This window comes from Flagellimonas beolgyonensis, assembly GCF_003992615.1.
Lineage (GTDB): Bacteria > Bacteroidota > Bacteroidia > Flavobacteriales > Flavobacteriaceae > Flagellimonas > Flagellimonas beolgyonensis.
Window position 1 is genome coordinate 611,227 of sequence record NZ_RZMY01000013.1, and the last position, 19,182, is coordinate 630,408.

The window sequence follows — 19,182 nt, forward strand, 5'->3', positions numbered from 1 at the left end:
CTTTTTTTAAAATGCAATGTTCAATCCCAATGAAAAGCTTTCAGCCAATGGGATGTTCAATCCTGTAAAACCATATACGTTGCTTCCTGCACTGTATTGGTTACCTTCCGGATCGTATCCGTCAAAAGGAGTCCAAAGCAAAATGTTGTTGGCATTGGCCGAAACACTGACCTTGTCCAAACTGAAATTTTTGATCAAGCTGGTCGGGAAATCATAGGACAAAGAAATGTTACGGATCTTCAACCAAGAGGCATCCTGAACCAAAACTTCGGAAGCCCTGTTGTATACACTTGAATTACGATAGTAGTTTTGGTCGATCAGGGCTTCGGTAGTGTTGGGTATAAACCCTCCGTTACCATCATCCATTACGCCGTCCAAAACCACATTCACATCCCGTTGCAAGGTACTGGCCAAGATTCCATTTCTGATGGAGTTTCGTTGTCCGGCATCGTAAAGATCCCCGCCTTTTTTCCATTCCAATAGGAAATTCAAACCAACTCCCTTATACTTTAGGTTACTGCCAATGGATGCAATGAAATCAGGGAACGCGTTGCCCACGATCACCCTTTCGTCCAAATTAATGGAAGGATATCCGTCCGGACCGATATAGCGCTCACCATTTTCATACCGCCATTTGTAGCCGTACAGATTTCCCATTTTATCGCCGGCCCTTACTTCGGAGGTTACTCCCGCAAATCCGGAATCGGCAAAGATTATGGCTTCGATATCATCAGGAATTTCAAGTACCTCGCCCTCACTGGTAGACCAGTTTAGAATCAACTCCCATCGCAGATCTTCATTACGGATCACATCCGCACTCACCAACAATTCATGTCCGAAGACCTTGTAATCCCCTGCATTTCTTGTGATACCTGAAAGACCTGAGGAATAGGCGGTACCAACCGTAAAAATCTGATCCTTCACCCTTGTATTATAGTAGGCATAGTCCACACGGATGCGATTATCCAAAAACCGTAAATCCGCACCCAATTCTGTGGATTGGTTTCGTTCCGGTTTAATGTTTACATCACCCAAAAGCGTACTTCTTCTGTAGCCACCAACACCTCCGAACGGAAAATCGCCATCCACTACAAAGTATTGGCCCACATCCCCAAAGCCGGGTCCTTTACCCACTTCGGCCCAAGATGCCCTTAGTTTTCCAAAGGAGAATAGATCGTTGTCGCCAAAAAGGTCGGATACATCATACGCCAAGCTCACTGATGGATAAAAGAACGACCTATTTTCTTTGGGCAGTGTTGATATCCAGTCGTTTCTACCTGTTAGTGAAAGGAAAAGTTTGTCCTTATATCCAAATTTTAGTTCACCAAACACACCTACCGTTCTATTTTGAATAATGTTTTTGGTAATGAAGAAATTGGTGGTGTTTCCGATTTCGTTTACACCTGGAACGTTCAAACCTTCGCCCCTGGCTTCCAAATACGTTCGCTTGGTGTCCGAAAGTTGATGACCCAAGGTTAGGTCCGTGGTAAAATCTTCGGACCAAGCCTTGTTCATGGCAACCAAGAAGTTGGATTCCAACCCCGTGAAATTGATGTTTTGTTCCAAAATGAAACCACCCACTTGCGACCCACCATCCAAATCGGGCCCTACATAACGATTACGGGCATCGGAATAGTTGTCGATCTGTGCTGCATAGGTTATGGTCATCCAATCTTTTGGGGACCAGGTAAGGGTGGTGTTTCCTATCCAACGGTTTACATCGTCTTCGAGGTTACTGGTTTCCATCAAATATCTTGGGTTGTCAATAATACCGAAGGAATAATCCCTTTCGCTTCCATCGGGATTTCTATAATCATTGATTGGGAAAGTACCGGAGTAATAGGACAATGCACTCATGACCGATTTATCACCTCCATTGGCCCTTCTTCCCCCAGAATTGGTAAAGGCTACGGAACCATCAATGTTAAAATTGTCTGTCACCTTGTAGCCGGCCTTCAACCTAAAGTTGGTCTTTTTATAGTCGGTATTGGGCAATATCCCCTGTTCGCTATTGTTACCTACGGAAAAATAATAGTTCAACCGTTCGCCCGCACCGCTCAAATTGAGGTTGAGCTGCGAATTGAACCCTGTTCTGAAGATATCGTAGGGACTATAAAATCTATCATTGGAAAGATCCACAATATTGCCATCTCCCAAATCGTAGGAATCCAATGCGTATTCAGGACCCCAAGAATAGAAGGAAGTGGCGTTTTGCACCCTGTTGAATCCAGTGTCGGAATCTGGATCATAAAGTGTTCGTGGAGCTCCATTGAAACCTTCCCGATAGGTAGTCTGTAAAGGTGGGGTGGTTTTTACATCCCTGAAGGTTGTAGAGGCCGTAATATTGATCTTGGCCTTCCCCTGCTTACCTTTTTTGGTGGTGATCACAATGGCACCGTTGGATGCCCTCACCCCATAAAGTGCGGTAGCGGCAGCACCTTTCAATACGTTGAAACTTTCGATATCCTCGGGGTTCAAGTCCATGGCCCGGTTGGAGAACGCAAACTGCTCCGAACTACTGGGCGAGTTGGAACCAGCACTTGGCCGCACTTCCCCCGCAAATGTATCGTTGTTCAATGCAAGACCATCCACAATGATCAAGGGCTGGTTGCTTCTGTTCGGATTGATGGACGTGACCCCACGAATCAAAATATCCACACCGCCACCTGAGGTCCCGGATGAACGATTGATCTGCACACCTGCCACACGTCCTTGTAGACTTTCAATCGGGTTGGCCTGGCCCACCAAATTGAGGTCCTCCGTGTTCACTTTGGTCACGGAATAGCCCAAAGACTTTTGCTTTTGTTCCACACCGAAGGCAGTGACCACTACTTCATCCAGAAGTGTGGAATCTTCTTCCAGAACCACGTTGATGGTGGTTGCCGAACCTACGGTTACTTCTTTTGGCTTCATTCCCAAATAGGAATAGCGAAGCACTTGCCCACTCGAGGCATTGATGGTGTAGTTTCCATCAAAATCGGTTGTTGCCCCAATGTTTGTACCGGCCACTACGATGGTAACCCCAGGTAATGGTGTTCCCGATGTATCGGAAACCGTACCTGAAATAGTCTGCCCAAATGCAGTAACACAAGAAAACAGAGCAACAATTGTTAAAAAAATGTTTCTCATTGATTTAAGTTGTTAATGAAATCGAAATTTGTTCATAATTTTTTACATTTCAAACAATTATAACGTTAATTGTTATTTTTATAAAAATATGAAGTAAATTTCGAAATATCCTCAACAAGTCCACACCTCTATTGATAATGATTTTATGCTCCCCAGTAAATCATGTTTATAGAAATAATCTTTTTTAAAATCAGTGTTTATTTTTTGTTAAAGTTTTAACTTTAAAAAGTTAATATTTTCAAAATATATTACTATCTTTTGTTTATTCTTTAATCCCATTAACTCGTTCGTTATGAAAAAAACATTCTTAGTCCTTGCTTGCTTTGTTTTCTTCTTGATTGCGGGAAGCTTTAGTGGACCAGTGCAACATGCCCCGTCTTTAGAGGGAACTTGGGAGCTGCAAAGTTTTTACAATTACGATGGGCAAAATATAATTGACACTGTTAAAAAAGCCGATGGCTACAGACAGGTTAAAATGTATTCCAAGGGAAAAATCATGTGGACCCGTTATGTGCCCGATGAACCCAATGGAAGGTTCGGATATGGTTCCTACAAAGTTTCCGACGGCATGTTGATGGAAACCATTGAATATGGTGATGCTGAAATGATGAAGGCTTTGGATACCATGCGCCTTTTTTCCTTCGAACTGGTTCTTGGGGAGGATACCTTTAGCCAAATAACGGTTGACAACGATGGCAATCGAACATTTTCAGAAAACTACAGACGGATTGATTGAGTTAGCATTCCTTCAAAAAAAAGGCACTGATGTTCAGTGCCTTTTTTAGTTTGAGTCCTATTCGGATTACGATGTCAACATTTCCTTGCTTTCCACTGCAGCAAGATAACGTTCGGCATCCAAGGCTGCCATACAACCTGTTCCGGCTGCCGTAACCGCCTGACGGTAAATCTTGTCTTGGGCATCCCCGCTGGCAAAAACCCCTGGCTTATTGGTTTTGGTCGACTTTGGCTGGGTAATGATGTAGCCCGTTTCATCCATATCCAACTGACCTTTAAAAATATCTGTATTGGGTTTGTGCCCAATGGCAATAAAGAGGCCTGTAACCGAAATCTCTGATTTTTCGTTGGTTTGGTTGTTCACAATTCGAAGACCCTCTACCACTTGATCTCCCAAAACCTCATCCACTTCAGTGTTGTACAAAATCTCGATATTCTCTATACTGTTCACCCTATGTTGCATGGCTTTGGAAGCACGCATATGGTCTTTGCGCACCAACATGGTCACCTTTTTACAAATATTGGCCAAATAGGATGCTTCCTCGGCAGCGGTATCGCCAGCTCCAACAATCGCCACTTCCTGACCTTTATAAAAAAATCCGTCGCAAACTGCACACGCTGAAACTCCTCCGCCCCGTAGTCGTTGTTCGCTGGGTATATTCAAGTATTTTGCTGTTGCCCCTGTTGAAATGATCACGGTTTCCGCTTCAATTTGCTTGGAGTCGTCAATGGTCACTTTATGGATACCACCAACTTCATCACTAAAAGTTGCGGCGGTTACCATACCGATTCGCACATCCGTACCAAATCGCTCAGCTTGTTGTTGCAATTGAATCATCATGGTTGGGCCATCTATTCCTTCGGGGTATCCGGGAAAATTATCCACTTCTGTAGTGGTAGTCAACTGGCCACCTGGTTCCATTCCTGTATAAAGTACAGGTTTTAAATCGGCTCGTGAAGCATAAATGGCCGCAGTATATCCTGCAGGCCCAGAGCCGATGATCAATGTTTTTACTCGTTCCACTTGTTCTGACATATCAATATTCTTCCACTGTTCAACAATCTAACAAAAGTAGGTTTTTTGGCAAAAACCTTACACTTACAAAACAATAGGTTTTCTTAAAAGATGTGAACAATTTTCAGTGCCTTGAGCGGAAACACGCATAAAAAAAGGAGCCGAAGAATGGCTCCTTTTTTACCAAGTAGGTCAAATTTATGGGAAAAATTTGATTTAAAAACCGTTACAACCAAGGAGGCTCAACCTCAAAAACCCCCCTGGTGCAACGTAAACCTCGTTCATGATAAGATTTGGGCATAAGAACATGTTGTCCCTACAGTCAACCCTTCCTATTACTGGAGGTTTGTGCGTTAACTGGGACAAACATATAAAGGATGATGGTCACAAAAAGCACACAATTAACCAATGGGGCATCTCCCTTAACGGATGCCCCTTTTCAATTCATGATCAAAATAAAAAAGGACCATTTCAGTCGAAATGGTCCTTTTTAAATTCATTTGAAGTGAAAAAAATGTGATCTAGGTCGTATAGCGCAACTTTCGCTCGATAGTCTCGATCATTACATTGGCAATATCCATTCCTGTGGTGTTTTCGATGCCTTCAAGACCTGGTGATGAATTCACCTCCAATAATAAGGGGCCCCTGTTGGAACGAATGATATCTACACCGGCCACATCCAAATTGAGCACTTTGGCCGATTTGATGGCCAATTTGCGTTCTTCGGAAGTAATCTTGATTTTGGAAGCTGCCCCTCCTTGGTGGATATTGGCTCTAAACTCTCCTTTCTGGGCCTGCCGCTGCATGGAAGCCACCACCTTACCGTTGACCACGAAACAGCGAATATCCTGCCCATTGGCCTCCTTGATGAACTCCTGCACCAAAATGTTGGTCTGCACACTTTTAAACGCGTTGATCACACTTTCGGCCGCCTTATTGGTCTCTGCCAACACCACTCCCTTTCCTTGGGTACTTTCCAGCAATTTGATGATCAAAGGTGCCCCATTCACCATTCGGATGAGGTCTTTGGTGTCCATTGGAGATTTTGCAAAACCTGTTATGGGAATATGGATGTCATTTTTGGAGAACAATTGCGAGGCGAAGAGTTTGTCCCTCGACTTGCTGATGGAGTCGGCTGAATTCAAACAATACACCCCCAAGGCATCGAACTGACGCAACAAGGCACACCCGTAAAAGGTGACCGAAGGCTTTATTCGGGGAATCACGGCATCGAACTTGTCCAGGATATTTCCACCTCGATACCGTATTTCCGGCGAACTGGCATCCAGTTTCATATACACGTTCTCCACGTTCAGGAACACCACCTTGTGGCCACGCATCTCCCCCGCCTCGATGATCCGCTTATTGCTGTAGAGTTCGGGGTTGCTGGCCAAAAGTCCAATGGTCAATCCTGATTTTTCCGAAGTGAACGGTTTGTATTTATGGGACAGTTCCTCATCGGAAATGTCGCCTTGACAGAACCCTTTGGCGGGATCCACCAAATACCGGGCACTTATCGCTTCCCGGCCCAAAAGCATACGGTACTCCATAGTATCGCGGTTGGCCAAGGTGAGTTCTATTTCGAACACTTGACCTCCTATGTTCACCGGGGTTTTGATCACGGGACGTTCTTCAGATATTCCTTGGGAACTTTTCACATTGCGCATGTCCACCAACTTGGCCTGGCATAAAATGGAAATGCTCCGGTTATCCTGTAAGGGATTCACCTCAAAACGCACCCATTCTTCCAATCCCTTAGTAAAAACCTTGATCTTACTGGCTTGGATGGAAGAGGTCTTCGCCCCCGAATCCACCCGTGCCTTAATGGCGGGTATGCCCAGTTCTTCAAAACGGCACCATTCTTCGCTGCCCAGTATGTTTATGTCTTCCAAATCGACAAATTCTTTAATTGATTATTCGCATTATAAATAGGTCCATGACCTCTACCAAAATCAAAATAATAATGATCCATTCGAGCCTACTGCTCTCCCGATGATCCATGATATCCTTGAAAAGGCTCAGGTTTTCCTTAATGATGTAGCCCTGTTCCTTAATGGTTCGATAGCGTTCCTTTAGATCAAAGATCTGCTTCAGGCTTCTATCCAACCGGTCCAATTCCTCATCTTCCCAAACCACTTCCGGGGAATCAAAAATATAAAGGTTCTCGGAAATTTGATTGTTGATGTTCAACACACGGGCGATGTAACGCTTCAGTTTTTTTCCGCTCAGATCCAAATTACCCTTGTTTTCCAGATAGTTGGTATGTTTTCGGGTTTCTTTCATGATCTGTTCCGAAAGTCCTGCAAAAAAATCCAACGCCACGGACTGGGATAAGTGCATCAAGGTCAATCGCATGCCCTCCACATTGGATTCGGGCAGTGAAATTTTACTATTTGTAACCTTTACCCTGCTACCATTGGGCAACAGTTCCAATTCGATGGCCTCGGTAAGGTCGGATGGCCGCCACTCTTCACAAAATGGCTTTAAATCCAACAGAAAGGCCTGCACGGCATCATCATCAAAGCCGTAAAATGAGACGATGCCATATCGAAAAATATAAACATAACGGTTGGCATCGGCATAACAAAGTTCATCCCTGTCGCCAAAGATGAGTTCCTTTTTTATGGCCTGTCTACAACCTGAAATATCAATACTTTCGGCAAGGTGCAATGCTATCGCTTGGGAATCCATCATTGGGTGGAAAAAATATCCCCGGGATTCTTAAAGCTCTTGAACTCGACCATATAGCCGTTGGGATCCTGGACAAAAAACGACAGATGCTCTCCCGTTTTATCCTGCATGAAGGTAGCCTCCGTGGTTATTTCAAGATCCATTGCGTTCAATCGATCATACAGTTCATGCCATTGCTCGGTGGACACGATAACTCCAAAATGGAAGGAGGGCAGAATGTAATCTTCCAATCGATAATTTTTAAAATCGAAATTAAAGTTTCCCGATTGGGTAAATGTAAGTTGGTGGCCAAAAAGGTCCACGTCCAACCAATGCTCGGCCTGCCTTCCGAGTCCGGCCTGCACCACATCTTGGTAAAATGCTCTTGTTTCGCCGATGTCCTTACATGGCAAGGCGAGGTGGAATTGAGTTTCCATTCGATTTGTCTTTCTTGTCTTTTCTACCTAAACTTTTGTAATACGATCGAACGGCCATACGGTCCATCTTGTCCATAAAGGGCAATGCATCCTTCCACTCCAACCATAGGGCTTCCTCGAACTTGTGTTTTTCTTTCACTTTGATGGGCTTTGGTTTGAGCACCACCAAATAATAGTTCCTGACCACAGTCTCGAATTTACCCTTGCGTATATGCGAAAGGTAAAAGTCGAACTTCTTTTTGGCCAATTTAAGTTTGATCTCTTCCCCTACTTCCCGTATCAGGGTTTCGGCTTCGGTCTCTTTCTTTTTCTTAACTCCTCCGGGGAGCGTGTACCTAAGGGGTCGATATACCTTTTTCAACACAAGGACTTTGTCCTTATGAACGGCAATCAACCGCGATTTGATCACTTTTTTCATAACGGCCCCTTTATGTTAGTTGTTTTGGCCTTATAAACGATTTACTGGCTCACTCTTCTTCGGTGCTTTCCAGTTCATCGGTGTTCAAGGATGTTTCATCCTCGCTATCGCTTTCCGTATCGGAATCGTCAAAATCTTCCATCGCCATCACCAATCGTTTGCTCACCTTGACCAGGTAAGCGGTATCTTCCGTTCGCACTTCGATGCACTCCACTACCTCATTGTTTGCGTTTCGGTAGGTCACAATATCGTCATCATCGTAGCCTTCGGGGAATTTTTCCACCAATAAATTGAGCATATGGTTGTCCAGCTTCTTGTAATCCACGATTACCCTTTTTAAAGCTACGGTCTGCCTGTTCTTCATCATCACATGTTTAGGAGGTATGCAAATATCAATGGGGCCACAATGGTGGCATCGGACTCAACAATAAATTTGGGCGTGTCGATATCCAATTTTCCCCAGGTAATCTTTTCGTTCGGTACGGCCCCGGAATAGGAACCGTAACTGGTGGTGGAATCACTGATCTGGCAGAAATAACTCCAAAAAGGTGTTTCGGTCTGTTCCAGGTCTTGGTACAACATGGGCACTACACAAATGGGGAAATCGCCGGCAATACCCCCTCCAATTTGGAAGAAACCAATGCCTTTTTCCGAATTCTTCTGGTACCAATCCGCCAAAAAGGTCATGTACTCAATACCGGATTTTACGGTACTGGCCTTTAACTCGCCCTTAATGACATAGCTTGCGAAAATATTGCCCATGGTGCTGTCTTCCCAACCGGGAACCACAATGGGTAGATTCTTCTGTGCTGCGGCATACATCCACGAATCCTTTATGTCTATCTCATAATATTCTTCCAACACCCCTGATAACAATAGTTTGTACATATACTCATGGGGAAAATAGCGTTCGCCCTTATCATCGGCGTCTTTCCAAATTTTGTAGATGTGCTGCTGCAATCTTCGGAACGCTTCTTCCTCTGGAATACAAGTGTCGGTAACGCGGTTCAAACCTTGCTCCAACAGGTCCCATTCTTCCTGTGGGGTAAGATCCCGGTAATTGGGCACTCTCTTGTAATGGGAATGTGCCACCAAGTTCATCAGGTCTTCTTCGAGGTTGGCACCCGTACAGGATACGATGTGTACCTTATCGGTACGGATGATCTCTGCAAAAATTTTCCCCAATTCAGCGGTACTCATGGCCCCTGCCAAGGAAACCAACATTTTGGAACCTTGGTTGAGCTGGTCTTCGTACCCTTTGGCAGCATCCACCAAAGCAGCTGAGTTGAAGTGTAAAAAATACTTTTGTATGAATTGTGATATTTCGCCTTTGTTGTTCATTTTCTCTTTTTCTTGAACTTGTGGATTCTCCTCTTCATTTTGCAGTTCCACCGCAAGTCCTTATTCTATGGTTTTAATTAATTTTTAGTTGTTACTGGGTACTGGCAATTCCTTGGTATCGATCAAGGTATTTGTCGTTTTCTTGCCTTGATAGCCCAAAATGGACAAAAATTGATCGGCTGTTTGTTGTTCCGCAAATACAGAAGATTGCAGTTCCCCATTTTCATCACGGTTGATCAACACATGTTTTGGATGCGGAATCAGGCAATGCTGTAATCCACCAAATCCACCAATGGTCTCCTGATAGGCCCCTGTATTGAAAAAGCCAATGTACAGCGGTTTGTCCTTTCGGTATTTTGGCATATAGATGGCATTCATGTGCTGCTCCGAGTTGTAGTAATCGTCGCTGTCACACGTTAACCCTCCCAATAAAACACGCTCATACTCATCGTTCCACCTATTGATGGCCAACGTGATGAACCGTTTACTGATGGCCCATGAATCGGGCATTGTGGTGATGAAAGAAGAATTGATCATATTCCATTTCTCCCTGTCGTTCTGTTGTTTCTGGTACAACACTTCGTATATGGTGCCGCCACTCTCGCCAACGGTAAAACTCCCGAACTCGGTAAAAATATGGGGCACATCCACCCCAGCTTCTTCACAGGCCTGGCTAATTTGATGGATGATCTCGTCCACCATATATTCGTAATCATACTCGAACGCCAATGAGTTCTTTATCGGAAATCCACCCCCAATGTTCAAACTGTCGAGCGTTGGACAAACCTTTTTGAGGTTGATGTAGACCTTCAAACATTTCAAAAGCTCGTTCCAATAATAGGCCGTGTCTCGAATGCCGGTGTTGATAAAGAAATGCAACATCTTTAGCTCCACCTTCGGATTGGTCTTGATGGATTGATTGTAGAAGGGTACAATATTTTTATATCCAATACCCAATCTGGAAGTGTAGAATTCAAATTTTGGTTCTTCTTCAGAAGCTATACGGATGCCTATCTTGAAATTGCCATCAATATCCTCACTCAACAAATCTATCTCCTCATAATTGTCGATGATCGGAATACAGTTCTTATGACCATTGTTGATCAAGCGTGAAATATTCTTGATGTATTGATCTCTTTTAAACCCATTGCAGATTACATAGGTATCTTTGGTAATCTTACCCGAATTTTTGAGATGCTCCACAATATTGATGTCAAAAGCGGAGGATGTTTCGATATGGATATCGTTCTTCAGTGCCTCATTGAGCACGTGCTCAAAATGCGAGCTTTTTGTACAGTAGCAATAATGGTATTTCCCCTTATATTGTTGTTTCTTCATTGCCGAGGCAAACCATTGTTTCGCCCTCTGGATATTTTCCGAGATTTTGGGCAAATACGTAAACTTTAACGGGGTGCCATATTGTTCGATCAACCCATAAAGGTCAATGCCGTGGAATTGTAGTTTGTTGTCCTCAAGCTGGAACTCCTCTTGGGGAAAATCATATGTCTGTTCGATTAAATCGATATATTTTGTTTTCATTGAAATTTCGCGTTGTTGATACTATGCTTTTTTTGAAATTATAAAAAAAAAAGCAGAATCAGATACGAAATTCAAAAACAGTACAGGGTACAAAATAAGGGGCCCGTGAGCTATCACGGAAAAAGAAGATTTTTTCGGAAGTCAGCCCTAATATTCGGTGTCTTATCTTTAAGACGGCTTTTTGGGTAGACTTCCTTATCCCCAAAAGCCCGAACATGAAAAAAGTTTTCAACGATACAAGGCAATGCGTCCTACTGGATATTGACTCATTTATGGGTCAAACATAAACAAAAATCCAATATTGCATCGTTTTTGTTTTAAAAAAAAATACCCTTTCAATTAATTGATTATCAATAATTTGACTATTTCACGAATCTGAAATAAAATATAGGGGTCGGAGAAGAACACAAAAAAAAGGGCTTTCGCCCTTTTTTCACTTATTCATTTTTATGTTACCAAAGGCAAGTGTTACCCTACCAATGGTGGTTTATCGTTAATGAAAGGTTGGTTGTAATACCTTCTCCCTTTTGCTTTGTAAAGGGCGTTGGCCAATGCTCCAACCACTGGTGGCAAAGAAGGTTCCCCCAGTCCAGTGGGATCTATGCCATTGTCCACAAAGAAGGTTTCCACGGCTTTGGGCGCTTCCGAATTGCGTATCAATCGGTACCTGTCAAAGTTGCTTTGGTTCGGCACCCCATCATTAAAGGTCATGGCACTGTAGGTAGAATGGCCGATACCATCTACCATACCACCTTCCACTTGGTTTTTGGCACTCAATGGGTTCACTACAATACCGCAATCCACGGCACACCATATTTTTTCCACTCTTGGCATATCACCTCCGTCGTCTTCCAGATCCAAGACCTGGGCCACGTAGGAATTATGGCAATAGTAGGCAGAAACACCCCTTGCCTTTCCATTTCCGGAACCATTCCAATTGGATTTTTCCTTGACCAATTTCAATACACCGGCATAACGCGCAGGATCATAATCGTTCTTTTGAGGGTCGCCCACAGGGTTGTTAATGGCTCTATCAAACAATTCCAGCCTAAATTCGATGGGATCTTTGCCCGATGCTTCGGCCACCTCATCCATAAAGGCCTGTTCGGCTCCAGCGATAAAGTTGGAACGTGGCGCACGCCATGCACCGGTGGTCACATTGGTGGGCAATGCATGTTTTTCGGCCAAATAATTGTCCACAGCACCTGCAGGAAAACGATCTTCAAATACCAAATCATCGTTGGTACCTGCACCACGTACATGCCACGCGATCAAATTGCCATTTTCGTCCAAACCAGCCTTGTATTTTACTTTGTAAGCAGGTCGGTAGGTACCCTGGGTCATATCATCCTCACGGGTATACACCAATTTGATCGGTGCGTTCATCTTTTGGGAAATCACAGCGGCTTCCACTCCAAATGTTCCGTACAAACGGCGGCCAAAACCACCCCCTTGACGGGTCATCATGATATCTATTTTTTCCAATGGCATGCCCAATCGGGACGCCAAGGTCTTTTCCAGGAATTCTGGGGTTTGAATTGGACCGAGAAGCTCTGCTTTTTCTGGGGTTACATGGGCAAAGAAATTCATAGGTTCCATGGTATTGTGGGCCAAATAAGGAGCGGTGTAGGTGCTCTCAACTATTTTTGCAGCCTTTTTAAAGGCAGCTTCCACATCCCCATCTTTACGGGCGGGTTGCTCTGGAGCTTTTTCCAATAAGGCAGCAAGGGCTTCATCGTGGTAGGAGCTGCTTTCCAATTTGGAGTCCTCCTCCCACTCCACCTGCAAGGCTTTTTTGGCCTGCATGCACTCCCATGTACTATTGCCGACTATGGCCACCAACTCGGGGATTGCCCCACCATCCGACCATTGTCTTTCAGTATCTTCAGCATAGGCTTCAAAATGGAATACATCCTTTATGCCCGGCATGGATTTAACCGAATCTGCGTTCATACTTTTGAACTTCATGCCAAATGCGGGCGGATGCACAATCATGGCGGTAAGCATGCCTTCTTTATACACATCGAGTCCGAAAAGTGGTTGCCCGGTAACGATTTTTGGTCCGTCCACATTTTTGCGATCCGTACCAATGATGGAAAAACTGTTGTTGTCCTTTAATTCCACCTCTTCGGGCACCTCCAATTTTGAGGCTGCAGAGGCCATTTCGCCAAAGCCAGCGGATTTACCACTGCCTTCGTGCATCAACATGCCTTCTTTTACGGTGATTTCGGCAACGGGTACCTGCCACGCTGCAGCGGCGGCTTCCTTCAACATGTGCTTGGCTGTGGCCCCAGCCATGCGAAGGCTTTCCCATCCTTGACGAATGGACTGGCTACCTCCGGCCAATTGTCGGGTAAAAATATCGGTGTTCAACGGTGCCTGTTCCACGATCACATCCTTCCAGGCCACATCGAGCTCTTCGGCAATGATCATGGGCATGGCCGTCTTCACGTTTTGGCCAATTTCCGGATTGGGCGACATAATGGTCACCAGACCGTTGTCCCCCACTTTCAAAAAGCCGTTTAGATCGAACCACTCCTTGGGCAGCGAGTTCACCTGCTCCGGGGTCATTTTGCACGAAGCGAGCCAATTGAAGCCCAGCACAAGTCCGCCACTGGCAAGACCCGTATTACGGATAAAGGCACGTCTTCCTATTTTTGTTTTAACTAGTGTCATGTTCTTAGGTTTTACTGATGGATTGATTATGAGTTAGCAGCCATTTTTACAGCTTTTCTGATACGCAGATACGTACCGCAGCGGCAAATGTTGCCGTTCATCGCCATCTCGATCTCCTCGTCTGTGGGATTGGGGTTTTTCTCCAAAAGTGCAGCGGCCGACATGATCTGCCCGGCCTGACAATACCCACATTGGGGCACGTCCACTTCCAACCACGCTTTTTGGACAGGGTGGTCACCGTTTTCGGACAATCCCTCAATGGTTGTGATTTCTTGGTTTCCTACTGAGGATACCGTGAGCATACAGGATCGGGTAGCGTTGCCGTCCACATGAATGGTACATGCGCCACATTGTGCAATTCCGCATCCGTATTTGGTTCCTACCAAGTTCAAATGGTCGCGAAGGACCCAAAGGACGGGTGTGGATGGATCCACATCCACTTCCTGTTTTTTTCCGTTGATGTTGAGTGTAAAGTTTGCCATGATATAAAAATTCCCTTGAAGTTATGGATTTCCTTTCAATTGGCCTTTTTTTAACTAAAGGATTCGTTAAAAATTAACAGGATTTTTAAGGTTCTTTCCTTTAATTAAAATCAGTATAAATAATTACCACAGTGAAACATATCACCTGCTGCACTTTTGAAGGCAAACAGAAAACCAAAAATCAAAATTTAGACATTGGGATTCTATCTGTTAAGCGCTGCGATATGGTCACTTCAAATGCAATCGGGCAAACACAGGCAAATGATCCGATGGATACCGACAATCCTTGGAGTCGCTCAGGATCGCGCTTTTACGAATTTGAACCTTATCAGGGGAAACAAAAATGTAATCGATTCGTCGCTCCACCGGTTTGTTGAACTCAAACCCATTAAAGGTCCCGGATGGACCGAAGGCTTCACTTTCGGCACCTACGAACGTATCATCCATGTATTGTAGAATGACCTGGACACCCGGACTATCACTCTCCAAATTGAAGTCACCTGTCAAGATCACGGGTAAGTTTTCAGGGTTCAATTCCTTTATTTTTTCAAGGATCAATTTGGCACTTTCCTCCCTTGCTTTTTCCCCCACATGATCAAAATGGGTATTGAACACCAAAAACTTGGCCCCATCGGCTTTTCGTTGAAAAAGACCGTAGGTGCAAATTCTGGGCAAAGCTGCGTCCCATCCTTTGGATGGAACATTTGGTGTCGTGGAAAGCCAAAATGTGGACTGATCCAATAATTGTAATGCTTCGGTCTTGTAAAAAATAGCTGAAAATTCGCCCTTTTCTACTCCATCGTCCCTGCCTACTCCAAAATAGGTGTATTCGGGCATACCCTGATCCATATCCTTTAATTGGTGCAAGAGTCCCTCCTGAATACCAAAAACATCCGGCGCATAAAATTGGAGTTGGGCCATTAAAAATTCCTTTCGGTTGTCCCAATTGTTTGGGTAGTCCTTTGGATTGTCATATCGAATATTATAGGAAATGACATCGATGTCCTGTCCCTGAACTTGAAACAGGATTCCGACTACCAACAGAATAAACAAGCTCTTTTTCATTGGATGGGTATGTCTCTTGATTTTTAAAAACCTTCGTATGTCTGGTTCACTACTTCCTTGGATGGTGGTCTTAAACGCTTTCTCGGTTACTTTTTATACTATCTGCAAGCTATCCAATTTTTGATACATCAAGGTTACCATATGTTTATTTTCTACGCAGGAATTGGCCTTTTCCAAAAATCATTTGTTCTGTTCACGAAATAAATCAACATCAAATCCAAATTCACAGAAGTTGTAAACCTAACACCTATCATATAATTGAGGGTAAAACAATGCTCTACTGAAATAAAAATCATGTCAATGAACATGAAAATTAGCTTTGCTTAATCATTATTAACCATTTCACAATCCCTTTACCCTTTCCATAACTTTTATTGTTCCGCCCTTAATCCCTTGCAATGGGGTAGCCGGTTACTTTAGCCGCCAACAATCATTTTAAACATTTACAACTTTTTTAAGATAATGAAAATCAAATATTTAAAAAACCACTCAACCTTATTTCATTTATGATTCAGACCAATTATATCCAAAATCACAACCCCTTTACTTTCAACAAGTTCCATTATCGCACTAAATGGATAATAGGGTTATTGATCGGCCTGCTATTGCCAATCTCTTTAAGTGCCCAAACTCCCTCGGATGCCTTAATGATGCCTTCAAAAAATATTTGTGTCCTATTTTCTTATGACATGGGCTCCTTTGATAGGTATTGGGAAGGCTCCTATTTGAGGGAAAATCAAACAATTGCCACTGTAGACAGAAATACCGTGCTCCCGATGGCAGCAATTGGGATTCTGGACAACCTGAATTTTTATATCAGCTTGCCGTATGTTCGAACAGAATCTTCAGAACCCAATGGTGGAAGGTTTGCCGGCGCAAGAGGGTTTCAGGACATTGGTTTTGCAATAAAATATCGTGCTATTAAGAAAGAACTGGGCAAAGGCACTTTTTCCGCACTTGCGACAACGGGGTTCTCAACACCTTTTACCAATTACCTTTCAGATTATCGACCATACAGCATAGGTGCGGGAGCACCGGAATTTTCCATAAGGGGAATCGGTCAATACGAATGGCAGAACGGTTTGTACTTCCGTGGGTCGGTGGCCCATTTATGGCGGGGTTATACCGAGGCAGAACGGGATTACTACTACGACAACGGCAGTTATTACACAGCCTGGATGGATGTCCCCAATGCATGGACCTATGAAGGTGTTTTCGGAAAATGGTTTCTTGGATACTCCCTAAAATTGGAGTTAAGCTATGTTGGCCTTAATTCGACCAGCGGTGATGATATTAGGGCCTACAATGCCGCCCAACCTACCAATAAGGAAAAATTTGACCGAGTCGGCTTATCTGCACAGTATTTTTTCAAATCCATCAAAGGATTGGGGGTAGTTGCCTATCACAACAGGGTTGTAAATGGAAGAAATACCCCAAAATTGAGCAATACCGGTTTTGGTATCACCTATCAATTCAATGTAATTAAAAAACAAACAGAAGAAAATGTCACACAATAAAACTTACATATACTTATTGGCCCTGCTAACAATATTTTTGGCCTCTTGTGAAAAAGATACACCACGCTACTTACCTTATAAAAGTTATGCCTATTCCGAACTCAATGAAAATGGTGGAAACTGGATTCCAATACTACAAGAATCTGGGTCCTCAATTGCTATAGATGCCCCCTCCAACAGTGATTCACAAGCGTATCTTAATGAAATTCAAGAGGTAAAAACCTTGATGTCCAATATAACCTCGGACCAAAAAAGGGCCGTGACCTATTGGACCAACAACCCAGCAATTCGATGGAATGAAATAGCGTTGGAATTGATAGCCAAATACAACCTAATTCCAGGTCCAAACGAGGATGGCACCTATACTTTGCCCAATCCATCAAATCCAGAAGGTCCACCAGCCTTCCCTTTCGCCCACCCTCCCTATGCCTGTAGGGCATTGGCCTACATGTCTGTTGCCCAATTTGATGGGCTCATTACCGCATGGAACTACAAATTTCAATACAATAGAGAAGCACCATATCAAGTGGACACAAGTATAGATTATGCCTACGAAGCCAACAATTTACCGTCATATCCTTCAGATGGGGCAGTTGTTGCAAGAGCATCCAAAAACATTCTTACTGCAATGTTTCCTTTGGAAGCCGAGTATCTTGAAAGTTTGGAGGCGGAACATCTACAGAGCTTGCTTCTTTCAGGTGGAAATGTTCAAAGTGACATTGATGCTGGAGTTGAAATCGGTGATGCTGTCTCAACCACCGCTTTAAATAGGGCTGCCAACGATGGGATGAAAAATGCCCAAACCCCAAAAGCAGTTTCGGACTCCATTAAACAAGCAGCATATGACCGTTTCGGTTGGGCCTGGGACAATCTCGAAATCCCTGAACGTCCGGTTGGTTTAACCCCCTTGTTCAGTCAAGTGACCATGTGGAGTATAGACGATGTGGAAAGCGTACGCCCCATACCGCCCCCACAATTGGATTCCCAAGAATTTTTGGATGATGTGGCCCTCCTAATAGACCATGCCCAGAACATGACGGAAGAGAAGAGAAGAATTGCCAATTTTTGGCAAGATGGTTTAGGTACATACACCCCACCTGGCCATTGGAATCGAATTGCCAATGAAATGATGGTGAAACACAATTTAAACCCCTTACAAACCACACGAACATTGGCTTATATGAATATGGCCATTATGGACTCCGGAATCAGTTGTTGGGATGCCAAATACTATTATCATTATCCAAGACCCATACAACTTATTGAAGGTTTCGAAACCATTGCCGGAACTCCTAATTTTCCAAGTTACACCTCTGGGCACAGTGTTTTTTCTGCAGCGGCCTCTGAAATTCTCGCCTATGTATTCCCAGATGAGGCTTCAAAAGTCCGTGCTTGGGCCGAGGAGGCAGCCATTTCCAGAGTGTATGGTGGGATTCATTGGAGTTTTGATGCCACTGTGGGCACTGAACAAGGAAGGGAAGTAGCACAATATGTATTGAATATTGCCAAGGCTGACGGCGCTGACCAATAAAAACCATAATTACGGTTGAACAATGGCCCTGAAGGTAAGATTTACCCTTGGGGCCTTTATCAATTTTGTCGGGGGCAACCGATGCAGCCAATGGGTCTGTGTGGTTCCTTTCATTAACAACAAACTGCCATGTTCGAGCAACACTTCCACCTTTTCTTTGATATTTTTATGCTTGAAGACAAATTTTCGGGTTGCGCCCAGACTTACGGATGCAATGGTCCCATCTTTTTTGAGCTCCTTTTCATCATCACTATGCCAAGACATGCCCTCTTCGCCAGAATGGTACAGGTTAAGCAAGCAGGAATTGAAGGTTTCACCGGCAGCTGCTTCCACCATCGATTTTAAGCTAAAAAGATCCTGGGTCCATGGCAAAGCCGTTTTAGTGGTATTGGAATAGGTATAATCGAACGGTAAATCACCGTACCAGGCTACCTTTCGTTTGGTTTCCAAACGTTTTCCAAACATTACCAGCACATCTTTTTCCCACGGAATGGTAACCAATAATTTTTGAAAATATTCGTCGGCAGTTTTTCGGTCCATAATAGGCCCGAAATAGTGTACAATCCCATCTTTGGGCAACAAATTCAAGCTTTTAGGGTCTGAGTTGGTGAATAAATCCATTATTGG

Annotated in this window: 16 protein-coding genes; 3 read left to right on the forward strand and 13 right to left on the reverse strand. The window is 43.9% G+C overall.

Annotated features, from left to right (window positions below; translation table 11 throughout):
- Positions 1-6: 6 nt before the first annotated feature.
- Positions 7-3,129, reverse strand: a complete 3,123-nt coding sequence (locus EO131_RS09500; protein ID WP_127021200.1) for a SusC/RagA family TonB-linked outer membrane protein — start codon at positions 3,127-3,129, stop codon at positions 7-9.
- Between the two features lie 292 nt (positions 3,130-3,421).
- Here EO131_RS09500 and EO131_RS09505 point away from each other — a divergent pair, with 292 nt between their 5' ends.
- The gene (locus EO131_RS09505; RefSeq protein ID WP_127021202.1) at positions 3,422-3,865 is read left to right on the forward strand and encodes a hypothetical protein; all 444 of its coding nucleotides are present in this window, start codon (positions 3,422-3,424) and stop codon (positions 3,863-3,865) included.
- A gap of 66 nt (positions 3,866-3,931) precedes the next feature.
- On the opposite strand, the gene trxB is transcribed toward EO131_RS09505, so the two are convergent.
- The 11 genes from trxB to EO131_RS09560 form a co-directional block, all read right to left on the reverse strand.
- Positions 3,932-4,900 (reverse strand): thioredoxin-disulfide reductase, encoded by a 969-nt coding sequence (trxB, locus tag EO131_RS09510; protein WP_127021204.1) that lies wholly within the window; start codon positions 4,898-4,900, stop codon positions 3,932-3,934.
- A gap of 500 nt (positions 4,901-5,400) precedes the next feature.
- Entirely contained in the window at positions 5,401-6,771 is a 1,371-nt protein-coding gene (rimK, locus tag EO131_RS09515) for a 30S ribosomal protein S6--L-glutamate ligase (RefSeq protein ID WP_127021206.1), read from the reverse strand.
- Between the two features lie 13 nt (positions 6,772-6,784).
- On the reverse strand, positions 6,785-7,573 hold the full coding sequence (locus tag EO131_RS09520; RefSeq protein WP_241243817.1) for an RMD1 family protein: 789 nt from the start codon (positions 7,571-7,573) through the stop codon (positions 6,785-6,787).
- Positions 7,570-7,986: a VOC family protein gene (locus tag EO131_RS09525; protein WP_127021208.1), complete on the reverse strand. Its 417-nt coding sequence runs from the start codon at positions 7,984-7,986 to the stop codon at positions 7,570-7,572. Before EO131_RS09525 ends, EO131_RS09520 begins: the two co-directional genes overlap by 4 nt.
- A complete protein-coding gene (locus EO131_RS09530; RefSeq protein ID WP_127021210.1) occupies positions 7,952-8,404 on the reverse strand; it encodes an NUDIX hydrolase in 453 nt (150 codons plus the stop codon). Before EO131_RS09530 ends, EO131_RS09525 begins: the two co-directional genes overlap by 35 nt.
- A gap of 49 nt (positions 8,405-8,453) precedes the next feature.
- A complete protein-coding gene (locus tag EO131_RS09535) occupies positions 8,454-8,768 on the reverse strand; it encodes a hypothetical protein (protein ID WP_127021420.1) in 315 nt (104 codons plus the stop codon).
- Positions 8,769-8,770: 2 nt separating this feature from the next.
- Positions 8,771-9,745: a deoxyhypusine synthase family protein gene (locus EO131_RS09540; RefSeq protein ID WP_127021422.1), complete on the reverse strand. Its 975-nt coding sequence runs from the start codon at positions 9,743-9,745 to the stop codon at positions 8,771-8,773.
- An 84-nt stretch (positions 9,746-9,829) separates the two neighbouring features.
- On the reverse strand, positions 9,830-11,284 hold the full coding sequence (locus EO131_RS09545; protein ID WP_127021212.1) for an arginine decarboxylase: 1,455 nt from the start codon (positions 11,282-11,284) through the stop codon (positions 9,830-9,832).
- 468 nt (positions 11,285-11,752) lie between these two features.
- A complete protein-coding gene (locus EO131_RS09550) occupies positions 11,753-13,960 on the reverse strand; it encodes a xanthine dehydrogenase family protein molybdopterin-binding subunit (protein ID WP_127021214.1) in 2,208 nt (735 codons plus the stop codon).
- A gap of 26 nt (positions 13,961-13,986) precedes the next feature.
- Positions 13,987-14,442: a (2Fe-2S)-binding protein gene (locus tag EO131_RS09555; RefSeq protein WP_127021216.1), complete on the reverse strand. Its 456-nt coding sequence runs from the start codon at positions 14,440-14,442 to the stop codon at positions 13,987-13,989.
- 228 nt (positions 14,443-14,670) lie between these two features.
- Complete coding sequence (locus tag EO131_RS09560; RefSeq protein WP_127021218.1) at positions 14,671-15,507, reverse strand: endonuclease/exonuclease/phosphatase family protein; 837 nt, start codon at positions 15,505-15,507, stop codon at positions 14,671-14,673.
- A gap of 506 nt (positions 15,508-16,013) precedes the next feature.
- Here EO131_RS09560 and EO131_RS09565 point away from each other — a divergent pair.
- Both EO131_RS09565 and EO131_RS09570 read left to right on the forward strand, forming a co-directional pair.
- Complete coding sequence (locus tag EO131_RS09565) at positions 16,014-17,024, forward strand: transporter family protein (protein ID WP_206512876.1); 1,011 nt, start codon at positions 16,014-16,016, stop codon at positions 17,022-17,024.
- Entirely contained in the window at positions 17,011-18,555 is a 1,545-nt protein-coding gene (locus EO131_RS09570; RefSeq protein ID WP_127021220.1) for a vanadium-dependent haloperoxidase, read from the forward strand. Before EO131_RS09565 ends, EO131_RS09570 begins: the two co-directional genes overlap by 14 nt.
- Positions 18,556-18,564: 9 nt before the next feature.
- On the opposite strand, the gene EO131_RS09575 is transcribed toward EO131_RS09570, so the two are convergent.
- Positions 18,565-19,176 (reverse strand): alpha-ketoglutarate-dependent dioxygenase AlkB family protein, encoded by a 612-nt coding sequence (locus tag EO131_RS09575; protein ID WP_127021222.1) that lies wholly within the window; start codon positions 19,174-19,176, stop codon positions 18,565-18,567.
- Positions 19,177-19,182: the final 6 nt, after the last annotated feature.

What these genes read in the sequence shown, in the direction of transcription:
- EO131_RS09500 (WP_127021200.1), bottom strand. Translation starts at nt 3,129, where the DNA reads ATGAGAAACATTTTTTTAACAATTGTTGCTCTGTTTTCTTGTGTTACT.
- EO131_RS09505 (WP_127021202.1), top strand. Translation starts at nt 3,422, where the DNA reads ATGAAAAAAACATTCTTAGTCCTTGCTTGCTTTGTTTTCTTCTTGATT.
- trxB (WP_127021204.1), bottom strand. Translation starts at nt 4,900, where the DNA reads ATGTCAGAACAAGTGGAACGAGTAAAAACATTGATCATCGGCTCTGGG.
- EO131_RS09520 (WP_241243817.1), bottom strand. Translation starts at nt 7,573, where the DNA reads ATGATGGATTCCCAAGCGATAGCATTGCACCTTGCCGAAAGTATTGAT.
- EO131_RS09525 (WP_127021208.1), bottom strand. Translation starts at nt 7,986, where the DNA reads ATGGAAACTCAATTCCACCTCGCCTTGCCATGTAAGGACATCGGCGAA.
- EO131_RS09530 (WP_127021210.1), bottom strand. Translation starts at nt 8,404, where the DNA reads ATGAAAAAAGTGATCAAATCGCGGTTGATTGCCGTTCATAAGGACAAA.
- EO131_RS09535 (WP_127021420.1), bottom strand. Translation starts at nt 8,768, where the DNA reads ATGAAGAACAGGCAGACCGTAGCTTTAAAAAGGGTAATCGTGGATTAC.
- EO131_RS09540 (WP_127021422.1), bottom strand. Translation starts at nt 9,745, where the DNA reads ATGAACAACAAAGGCGAAATATCACAATTCATACAAAAGTATTTTTTA.
- EO131_RS09545 (WP_127021212.1), bottom strand. Translation starts at nt 11,284, where the DNA reads ATGAAAACAAAATATATCGATTTAATCGAACAGACATATGATTTTCCC.
- EO131_RS09550 (WP_127021214.1), bottom strand. Translation starts at nt 13,960, where the DNA reads ATGACACTAGTTAAAACAAAAATAGGAAGACGTGCCTTTATCCGTAAT.
- EO131_RS09555 (WP_127021216.1), bottom strand. Translation starts at nt 14,442, where the DNA reads ATGGCAAACTTTACACTCAACATCAACGGAAAAAAACAGGAAGTGGAT.
- EO131_RS09560 (WP_127021218.1), bottom strand. Translation starts at nt 15,507, where the DNA reads ATGAAAAAGAGCTTGTTTATTCTGTTGGTAGTCGGAATCCTGTTTCAA.
- EO131_RS09565 (WP_206512876.1), top strand. Translation starts at nt 16,014, where the DNA reads ATGATTCAGACCAATTATATCCAAAATCACAACCCCTTTACTTTCAAC.
- EO131_RS09570 (WP_127021220.1), top strand. Translation starts at nt 17,011, where the DNA reads ATGTCACACAATAAAACTTACATATACTTATTGGCCCTGCTAACAATA.
- EO131_RS09575 (WP_127021222.1), bottom strand. Translation starts at nt 19,176, where the DNA reads ATGGATTTATTCACCAACTCAGACCCTAAAAGCTTGAATTTGTTGCCC.